1 protein-coding gene is annotated in these 10162 nt (G+C 73.5%); it reads right to left on the reverse strand.

Translation table 11 applies throughout. From position 1 onward, the window contains the following. Positions 1 to 57 precede the first annotated feature (57 nt). Positions 58 to 10116, reverse strand: coding sequence for a type I polyketide synthase (locus GTY58_RS02275; RefSeq protein WP_010981852.1), 10059 nt, complete (start codon positions 10114 to 10116; stop codon positions 58 to 60). Between the last annotated feature and the right edge of the window lie 46 nt (positions 10117 to 10162).

Here is a 10162-nt window from a genome sequence, read left to right on the forward strand (position 1 = left end):
TCCTCTCCCACATCTGCTCTGTCCGGGTCTGGGGTACTCGCGGTGGACGCGGGCCGGTCATGCGGTCGTTGCGTCCGCAGGTGCTACGGGGCCGGACGCATCGGTGACGGCGTCCGCCAGCCAGGAATCCACCGCCGCCGCGGTGGTGCCGGCGTGGTCCTCCAACATCGAGTAGTGGTTTCCGGTCACTTCGACGATCGTGTCCACGTGCTCGGGCGGTGCCGCGCGCCCGTCACCGTCACCGGCGCCGGCCAGCATGGGCTCGCTCGCCCGTACGAGCAGGGTCGGCGCGGCGATCTGCGGCGCGGCCCAGTCGTCGAACAGGCGCATATAGCGGCCCATCGCGGTGAGCTGTTCGCCGCCGGACCTCATGAAGTCCAGGCGCTGCGAGTGCGCCTGGGCCATCGCGTTGAGCACCTGGTGGTCGAAGGGGACCTCGCGGCTGAAGCTGTCGACCATCACCACGGCCGCCGGCCGCTCCCCCATGGCTTCCAGGTGTGCCGCCACGCCGTGGGCGATCCAGCCGCCCGAGGAGTAGCCGAGCAGGACGGCCGGCTTTCCGCCGGCACACTCCCGTACGGTCTGCGCGTGCAGCCGGAACACGACGTCCGGGTCGGACGGGACCGGCTCGCCCTTCTCGTAGCCGGGGTGGACCAGCGCCCACACGTCCAGCCGGTCGCGGAAGGGTGCGGCGAACCGCGCGTACTGGTGCGCCCCGGCCGGTACGACGTACGGCGAGAAGCACATCAGCGCGAGGGGATGGTCGCCTTGCGACAACCGCACCGGGGCGGGCCGCCGGTCCAGTTCCTCGGGCCGCTCGAACGACGGCCGGAAGCGGGCCGCCTCCATCAGCATCCCCATGGCCTCGGCGGCCGTCCCGTTCTCGCTCGCGTGCCGGTAGAGCTGGACCAGCATGTCGGCGGGCCGTTCCTCCGCCGCGGCGCTGCCGGTGCTCTGGAGCCGCGTCAACAGGTGCTTGGCGAGCCTGGCGGGCGTGGGATGGTCGAAGGCCAGTCCGGAGGGCAGGCGCAGACCGGTCGCCGCCGACAGTCGCCGACGCAGGTCGATCGCGGTGAGCGAGTCGAAGCCGAGCTCCAGGAAGTGCGCGGTGGGCAGCACGTCCTCGGCCGACGCGTGCCCGAGGACCACGGCGCTCTGGGCGCGGACGTGTTCCAGCAGCCGCTCCTCCTGCTCGACCGGGGCGAGAGCGGCGAGCTCGGTCGCCAGCGCCGCTCCGGCGCTGGTCCCCTCGCCGACGGCCTGCTCGGCCTCCAGGAGCCGCTGTACGTCGGGCAGGTCGGCCAGCAGCGGGCTGGGCCGTCCCACGGTGAAGGCGGGCAGGAACTTCTCCCAGTCGATCGGGGCGACGGTGAGGGCCGCCTCGTCGTGCTCGACGGCCTCGCGCAGCGCGGAGATCGCGAGCTCGGGGGCCATGACGCCCAGGCCCCGCCGCTCGCCGCGCTCCTGGACCGCGTCGTCGACCATGCCGCCGCCCGCCCAGCCGCCCCAGGCGACCGAGGTCGCGGTCAAGCCGCGGGCCCGCCGCCGCAGTGCCAGGGCGTCGAGGAAGGCGTTGGCGGAGGCGTAGGAGGCCTGCCCACCGCTGCCCCAGACGCCGGCACCGGAGGCGAAGAGGACGAAGGCGTCCAGCTCACGGCCGTCGAGCAACTCGTCGAGGTGGATGGCGCCGGTGACCTTGGAGGCCGCGGCTTCGGCGAACTCGTCGAGACCGGCGTCGGCCAGCATGGACGACCGTGCCGTGCCGGCGGCGTGCAGCACCGCGGTGAGCGGGTGCCGGGACTCGATGCCGGCGAGTAGCCGCGCGACCGCAGCGCGGTCGGCCATGTCGCAGGCGGCGATGGTCACTTCGGCGCCCAGGGCGGTCAGCTCCGCGTGCAGTTCCTGCGCACCGGGGGCGTCAGGCCCGCTCCTGCTGGTGAGCACCAAGTGTTGCGCGCCCGCGCCGGCCAGCCAACGGGCCAGGTGCCGGCCCACGCCGCCGGTTCCGCCGGTAATCAGGACGGTGCCGCGAGGCTTCCACGGTGTCGCGGACTCCTCGTCGGCGGGCCGCGCCCGGACCATGCGCCGGCCGTACACGCCGTCGACACGCACGGCGAGTTGATCCTCGTCGTGCTGGGCCAGCACTCCGGCCAGGCGGCGCAGCGCGTGCTCGTCCAGCTCCTCGGGCAGGTCGACGAGACCGCCCCAACGCCGGGGCAGTTCCAGTGCGGCGACGACGCCCAGGCCCCAGAGCTGTGCCTGGCCGGCGTCGCGCAGTGGGTCGGTGACTCCGGTGGACACGGCTCCGCGGGTCGCACACCACAGCGGTGCCTGGACGTCCACGTCGCCCAGCGCCTGCAGCAGGGTGACGGTCGTGGCGAGGCTCGCGGACAACGTGGGGTGGGCCGGGTGGCAGCCGGGGGCGAGGCCGAGCATCGACAAGACACCGGCGGGCTGTTCGCCGCGGAGTTCCTCGGCGAGCCGCTTCGCGGCCTGCGATCGGTCGCAGTCGACAGGGAGTTCGACGACCCGCACCTTGGCGCCATGGGCGGCGAGCACGCCGACGACGCAGGGCGCCCACTGCTCGTCCGCCAGTCCGGCGGGGAGGACAGCGAGCCACAGACCGTTCAGGCCGGGGGCCGCGTGGTCGGTCAGTCGCCGGAAGGAGACGCGGTAGCGCCAGCCGTCCACCGTGGACTTCTCGCGGCTGCGCCGACGCCACGCGGACAGTACCGGCAGCGCCGGGCCGACGAGGGCGGCGTCGTCCGCCCCGAGTTCATCGGCGAGCCCGGAGAGGTCCGTGTTCTCCACGAGCTCCCAGAATCCGGCCTCGACCGGATCGGTGCCCGCAGGCACCGGGTCGGCGCTCTCCAGCCAGTACCGCTGTGGCTGGAACGCGTACGTCGGCAAGTCCACGCGCCGTACCGGACGCCCGGCAAAGGGGGCCGTCAGGTCCACGTGCACGCCACTCACGTGCAGTTCGGACACGGAGCGCAGGAAGCGGTCCATGCCGCCCTGGCCCCTGCGCAGCGAGGAGCCGGTCACGGCGTCGGCACCGGTCTCCTCCGCGATCTCCTGCACCGCGTCGGCCAGCAGCGGGTGCGGGCTGCACTCGACGAACACCCCGTGCCCGTCCGCCAGCAGCGTCCGTACGGTCCATTCGAACTCCACCGTGTGCCTGGCGTTGCGGTACCAGTACTCGGCGTCGAGGGTGGTGGTGTCCAGCACCGTGCCGGTCACCGTGGAGTAGTACGGGACCTCCGCCGCGCCCGGCGCGACCGGGGCCAACAGGTGGAGCAGTTCGGGGCGCAGGCTCTCGACCTGGGTGGAGTGCCCGGCGCCGGTGGCGCCGCGGACCTTGCGCACGCGCACGCCCTCGGCTTCGAGTTCCGCCAGGAGTTCGTCGACCGCGTCGGGCTCTCCGGAGACGGTCAGGGCCGCGGGCCCGTTCACGGCGGCGACCGACAGCCGGTCCCCGTACTTCTCCAGCCTCGCTCGGACCCGTTCGGCCGGCATGGCGATCGCGAGCATCGCGCCCTTGCCGATGAGCTTGGTCAGCGAGCGGCTGCGCAGGGCCACGATCCGCGCCGCGTCGTCCAGCGTCAGCGCGCCCGCGACGTACGCGGCGGCGACCTCGCCCTGCGAGTGGCCGACGACGGCGGCAGGCGTCACACCGTAGGAGCGCCACAGGGCGGCCAGCGACACCATCACCGTGAACAGCGCGGGTTGGGCGACCTCCACGTCGGCCACGTCCGGCGCATCGGGCTCGGCGCGCAGGACGTCGAGCAACGGCCAGTCGAGGTAGGGGGCGAACGCCTCGGCGCAGGCCTTGGCCTGCTCGGCGAAGACCGGGGAAGTGTCCAGCAGTTCACGCGCCATCTCGGTCCACTGCGAGCCGTGACCGGGGAAGACGAAGGCGACCTTGCCGGAGGCCGAGGCGGTGCCCTGGACCACGGTGTCCGCGGGTTTGCCGTCGGCGAGCGCCGCGAGCCCGGCCCGCAGCTCGTGCCGGTCCTGGCCGACGACCACGGCCCGCTGCTCCAGTTGCGTCCGCGTGGTGACGAGGGCGCGGCCGACGTCGGGCAGGGTGAGCCCTTCGGTGCGGTCGAGGTGGTTCAGCAGCCGGCGCGCCTGTTCGCGCAGGGACCGGTCGGTCTTCGCGGACAGCGCCCACGGGAACACGTCCAGGGGCTGGGCGGCGGTCGCGTCCTGCGCTGCGGGGGGCTGCTCGACCTCGGCGGCGGTCGCGGTCTGCGGGGCCTGCTCGATGATGGTGTGCACGTTGGTGCCGCTCATCCCGAACGAGGAGACGGCCGCACGCCGTGGCCTGTCCTGGTCGGGCCAGGCGGTCTGCTCGGTGAGCAGGCGCACGTTTCCTCCGGCCCAGTCGACGTGCGGGGTCGGCTCATCGACGTGCAGCGTCTGCGGCAGGATGCCGTTGCGGATGGCCATCACCATCTTGATGACGCCGCCGACGCCGGCGGCCGCCTGCGTGTGGCCGATGTTGGACTTCAGCGAGCCGAGCCACAGCGGACGGCCCTCGGAACGCTCCTTGCCGTACGTCGCCAGCAGGGCCTGTGCCTCGATCGGGTCGCCGAGCCGGGTTCCGGTGCCGTGGGCCTCGACGGCGTCCACTTCGTCCGGGGCGAGCCGGGCATTGGCCAGCGCCTGCCGGATGACCTGCTGCTGGGCCTTGCCGCTGGGCGCGGTCAGGCCGTTGGACGCGCCGTCCTGGTTGACCGCGCTGCCCCGCACGACGGCCAGGACCTCGTGCCCGTTGCGGCGGGCGTCGGACAGCCGCTCCAGCAGCACCAGGCCCACGCCTTCGGCGAAGCCGGTGCCGTCGGCGGACGAGGAGAACGCCTTGCAGCGGCCGTCGGCGGACAGCGCGCGCTGTCGGCTCGACATCGTGAACGCGGACGGTCCGGCCATCACCATCACGCCGCCGGCCAGTGCCATGGAGCACTCGCCGCCCCGCAGCGCCTGCATGGCGAGGTGGAGGGCGGTCAGCGAGGACGAGCACGCGGTGTCGACGGTGACCGACGGGCCCTGCAGGCCGAAGGTGTAGGAGAGCCGGCCGGAGATCACGCTGGCCGCGTTGCCGCTGGGGATGTAGCCCTCGACGCCGTCGGGCACCTTGAGCGGGCGGCCGGTGTAGTCCTGGTAGCCGGAGCCGACGAAGACGCCCGTGGTGGTGGAGCGCATCGCGTGGGGGGCGATCCGGGCGCGCTCGAAGGCCTCCCAGGTGGTGTCCAGCAGCAGGCGCTGCTGGGGGTCCATGGCGACGGCCTCGCGCGGGCTGATTCCGAAGACCGCGGGGTCGAACTCGTCCGCGTCGTGCAGGAATCCGCCCTGGGTGGTGTACGTGGTGCCGGGGTGGTCGGGGTCCGGGTGGTAGAGCGCCTCGACGTCCCAGCCACGGTTGCCGGGGAAGCGGGAGATCGCGTCGCGGCCGGAGGCGACCAGCTCCCACAGGTCCTCGGGCGAGCGCACGCCGCCGGGGTAGCGGCAGGCCATCCCGATGATGGCGATCGGCTCGTCCAGCACCGCTGCGGTCGCGGCCGCCGCGACCGCCTCGTGTTGGCCACCGGTGAGTTCGGCGAGCAGGTGGGCGGCGAGGTCCGCGGCCGTGGGGTGGTCGAAGATCAGCGTCGCGGGCAGGGAGAGGCCGGTGGCCTTGTTGATCCGGTTGCGGAGTTCCACCGCGGTCAGGGAGTCGAAGCCGATGTCCCGGAAGGGCCGGTCGGCCTCGACGGCGCCCGCCCCGCGGTGGCCGAGGACGGCGGCGGCGTGCGTGCGCACGAGGTCCACGAGGGCGCGTGCGCGGTCTTGGTGCGACAGCGCGGCCAGGCTCTCGGCGAGCGCACCGGAGCCGTGGCCCGCCGCGGGGGTGTCCACCGCGAGCGCCGCGCGCACCTCGGGGAGGTCGCCGAGCAGCGGGCTGGGTCGGCCGAGGGTGAACGGCACGATGAAGCGCGACCAGTCCACGTCGGCCACGGTCAGCAGGGTCTCGTCGCGGTCCAGCGCGCGCTGCAGGGAGGTGATCGCCGATGCGGGGGTCATCGCGCGGAGGCCGCGGCGGCGCAGCCGCTCCTCGTCGTCGCCGTCCGCGACCATGCCGCCGTCGGCCCAGGGGCCCCAGGAGACCGCGGTCGCGGTGAGGCCGCGGTCCCGGCGCTGCCGGGCGAGACCGTCGAGGAAGGCGTTGCCGGCGGCGTAGGCGGCCTGGCCGCCGCTGCCCCAGACACCGGAGATGGAGGAGAAGAGGACGAAGGCGTCGAGCTCCTGATCGCCCAGCAGCTCGTCCAGGTGGGCCGCGCCGCCGACCTTGGCGGCGAGCGCGGCGGCGAAGGCAGCGGGGGTGGTGGCGTCCACCGTGCCGGCGTCGGCGACCCCGGCGGCGTGTACGACGGCGGTGAAGACGTGCTGGGCGAGCAGGGCCGCTACGGCGTCGCGGTCGGCCACGTCGCAGGCGGCGAACGTGACGCGGGCGCCGAGGACCTCCAGCTCGTCCCGCAGAGCGGCGGCGCCCGGGGCGTCCGCGCCCCGGCGGCTGGTGAGGACGAGGTGTTCGGCGCCGCCGCGCGCCAGCCAGCGGGCGACGTGGCCGCCCAGCGCGCCCGTACCACCGGTGATGAGGACGGTGCCGCGAGGCTGCCAGCGGCGGGTGGCCGCCCGTGCCGGTGCGTGGGCGAGCCGCCGGGCGAAGACACCGGAGGCGCGGACAGCGAGCTGGTCCTCCTCCCACCGGCCCGTCAGCGCCTGTTCCAGCACGTCGGCCAGGCGTACGGCGGCCTGGTCGTCGACGGACTCCGGCAGGTCGATCAGGCCGCCCCAGCGCCGGGGAAGCTCCAGGGCGACGGTGCGGCCCAGGCCCCAGACCTGGGCGTGCCGGGCGTCGCGTACGGCGTCGGAGCCGCTCACGGCCACCGCGCCCGAGGTGAGGCACCACAGCGGGGCGTCGACGCCCGCGTCGCCCAGGGCCTGGACGAGCAGCAGGGTGGGCAGCACGGGGTCGCCGTTGACGAGCAGGGACAGCACGCCGTCGACCGGCCCGATTCCGGCAAGCTCCCCGGCGAGACCGGCGCGGTGGCTCGCCGCGTCGACGACCAGCGTCTTCAGAGTGGCGCCGCGGGCGGTGAGCGCGGTGCGGACCGCGGCGGTCTGCTCGTTCTCCTCCGCCGGCACGGCCAACAGCCAGGTGCCGCCGATGCCGGCCGGACCGAGCTCGCCCAGGCGCTTCCACGACTCGCGGTAGCGCCGGTCGTCGACGGTGGACTGCTCCTTGCGCTGCCGCCGCCACGACGACAGCCTCGGCAGCACGTCACCGAACGTGTCCCCTGCGCCGATGTCCAGGGTCTCGGCGAGGGCCTGCAGGTCCCCGCGCTCCACGGTCTCCCAGAACTCCGCGTCCACCGGGTCCGCTTCGGCGGCGGCGGATTCCGGGGCGTCGACCCAGTACCACTCGCGCTGGAAGGCGTAGGTCGGCAGGTCGGTCCTGCGCGCGCCGGCGAAGAACGAGTGCCAGTCCACGGACACGCCGTGCGTGTGCAGATGGGCCAGCGCGGTCACGACGGCCTGCCGCTCGGGGCGGTCGGCCCGGAGTACGGGGACGGTGACGATGTCGTCCGCACAGCCCTGTGCCATGCCGCTCAGCACACCGCCCGGACCGATCTCGATGAAGGTCTTCACGCCCAGGTCGTGCAGGGTGCGGACGCTGTCGGCGAAGCGGACGGTCTCGCGCACGTGCCGGACCCAGTACTCGGGGGTGTAAGCCTCGACAGGCTGACCCGTGAGGTTGGAGACGACGGGGAGCTGCGGCTGCTCGAAGGCCAGGCCACGGACGACCTCGGCGAACTCCGCCAGCATCGGGTCCATCAGCGGCGAGTGGAACGCGTGACTGACCTTCAGCCGGGACGTCTTACGGCCCTGCTCGGCGAAGCCCGCGGCAATCGCCAGGGCCGCCGTCTCGTCACCCGAAACCACCACCGACGACGGGCCGTTGACCGCGGCAATGCTCACCCCGTCGGTGAGGTGGGGCAGGACTTCCTCTTCGGTGGCCTGCACGGCGACCATCGCGCCGCCCGCGGGCAGGGCCTGCATCAGCGCGGCCCGCGCGGACACCAGCTTCGCCGCGTCGTCGAGGGACAACGCACCGGCCACGTGCGCGGCGGCGATCTCGCCCACGGAGTGGCCCACGACGAAGTCGGGCCGTACGCCTAAGGATTCGAGGAGCCGGAACAGGGCCACCTCGACCGCGAAGAGCGCGGGCTGGGTGCCCCCGGTCCGGTGAAGCGTTTCGGCATCGACGTCGACCGGGGCATCCAGGTGCGCGCACACCTCGTCGTAGGCCGCGGCGAAGACGGGGTACGCCGCGTACAGCTCGCGCCCCATGCCGATGCGCTGCGAGCCCTGCCCGGAGAAGAGGAAGCCGGTCTTGCCGCCGGCCGGGCGCCCCAGCAGCACACGGGACGAAGGGGTCCCGGTGGCCAGGTCCTCGAGCCCGCTGAGGAGTTCCTCCCGGTTGTCCCCCACGACCGCGGCCCGGTGACGCATGGCGGCGCGGGTCGTGGCCAGCGACAGCCCGATGTCCTGCGGCCGGACCTCGCCCCGTGCCGAAGGCCGCAGCCGGGCCGCCTGGGCCCGCAGCGCCGCGTCGCTCCTGGCGGAGAGCACCCACGCCAGGGGGCCGTCGACGAGAGCCCCTGCGGGCCCCTCGTCCTGGGCCGGCGGGGCCTGTTCGATGATGGTGTGGGCGTTGGTGCCGCTGACGCCGAAGGACGACACGGCGGCCCGACGCGGGTGATGGGTCTCCGGCCACTCCACGGCCTCGGTCAGCAGCCGCACCGCGCCCGCCGACCAGTCCACGTGCGGCGTCGGCTCGTCCACATGCAGGGTCTGCGGGAGCACTCCGTGGCGCATGGCCATGACCATCTTGATGATGCCGCCGACACCCGCGGCCGCCTGCGAGTGACCGATGTTGGACTTCAGCGAGCCCAACCACAGCGGCCGGTCCTCCGTCCGCTCCCGGCCGTAGGTGGCGAGGAGCGCCTGCGCCTCGATCGGGTCGCCCAGCGTCGTGCCCGTGCCGTGCGCCTCGACGACGTCGATCTGGGCGGGAGACAGGCCGGCCGATGCCAGGGCCTGGCGGATGACCCGTTGCTGCGCGGGGCCGTTCGGCGCGGTCAGACCGTTGGACGCACCGTCCTGGTTCACGGCGCTCCCCCGTACCACCGCAAGGACCTCGTGGCCGTTGCGCACGGCGTCGGACAGCCGCTCGACCAGGAGCATGCCGACGCCCTCGGCCCAGCCGGTGCCGTCGGCGCCGGCACCGAACGCCTTGCACCGCCCGTCAGGGGCCAGCCCGCGCTGGCGACTGAACTCCACGAACGCGGTAGGCGTGGTCATCACCTGCACGCCGCCGGCCAACGCCATGGAACACTCGCCGTTACGGAGGGCCTGGATCGCCCAGTGCAGGGCCACGAGCGACGACGAGCACGCCGTGTCCACGGTGACGGCCGGGCCCTCCAGGCCGAAGGTGTAGGCGATACGACCGGACATCACACTGGCGGAGTTGCCGGTCCCGAGATGACCGTCGGACTCGCCACCCACCCCGACCAGGAGGTTGACGTAGTCCTGGTAGCCGGAGCCGACGAAGACTCCGGTACGGCTGCCGCGCACCGACTCCGCGTCGATGCCGGCCCGCTCGAACGTCTCCCACGTGGTCTCCAGCAGCAGGCGCTGCTGCGGATCCATCGCCACGGCCTCCCGCGGGCTGATCCCGAAGAACCCCGGGTCGAACTCCCCCGCCTCGTACAGGAATCCACCGCGACGCGCGTACGTCTTCCCCCTCGCATCCGGGTCCGGGTCGTAGATGCCCTCAACGTCCCAACCCCGATCCGCCGGGAAGTCCCCGACCGCGTCACCACCGGCGGCCACCAGGTGCCACAGGTCCTCCGGCGAACGCACCCCGCCCGGATACCGGCACGCCATACCGACGATCGCGATGGGGTCGTCGTCCTTCTCCTCGACCTCACGAAGGCGCTCACGCACCTGACGAAGGTCCCCGGTGACGCGCTTGAGATACTCGAGAAGCCTGTCTTCTTTGCTGCTCATCCGCCTCATCCGTCCTCGGCTGTCGTTAAAGGTAGAGCGCCAAGAA

The sequence above is a fragment of the Streptomyces sp. SID5469 genome (genome assembly GCF_009862865.1).
GTDB lineage: Bacteria > Actinomycetota > Actinomycetes > Streptomycetales > Streptomycetaceae > Streptomyces > Streptomyces avermitilis.

Excerpts from the sequence above, each read along its gene's own strand:
- GTY58_RS02275 (WP_010981852.1), bottom strand. The coding sequence starts at position 10,116 with ATGAGCAGCAAAGAAGACAGGCTTCTCGAGTATCTCAAGCGCGTCACC.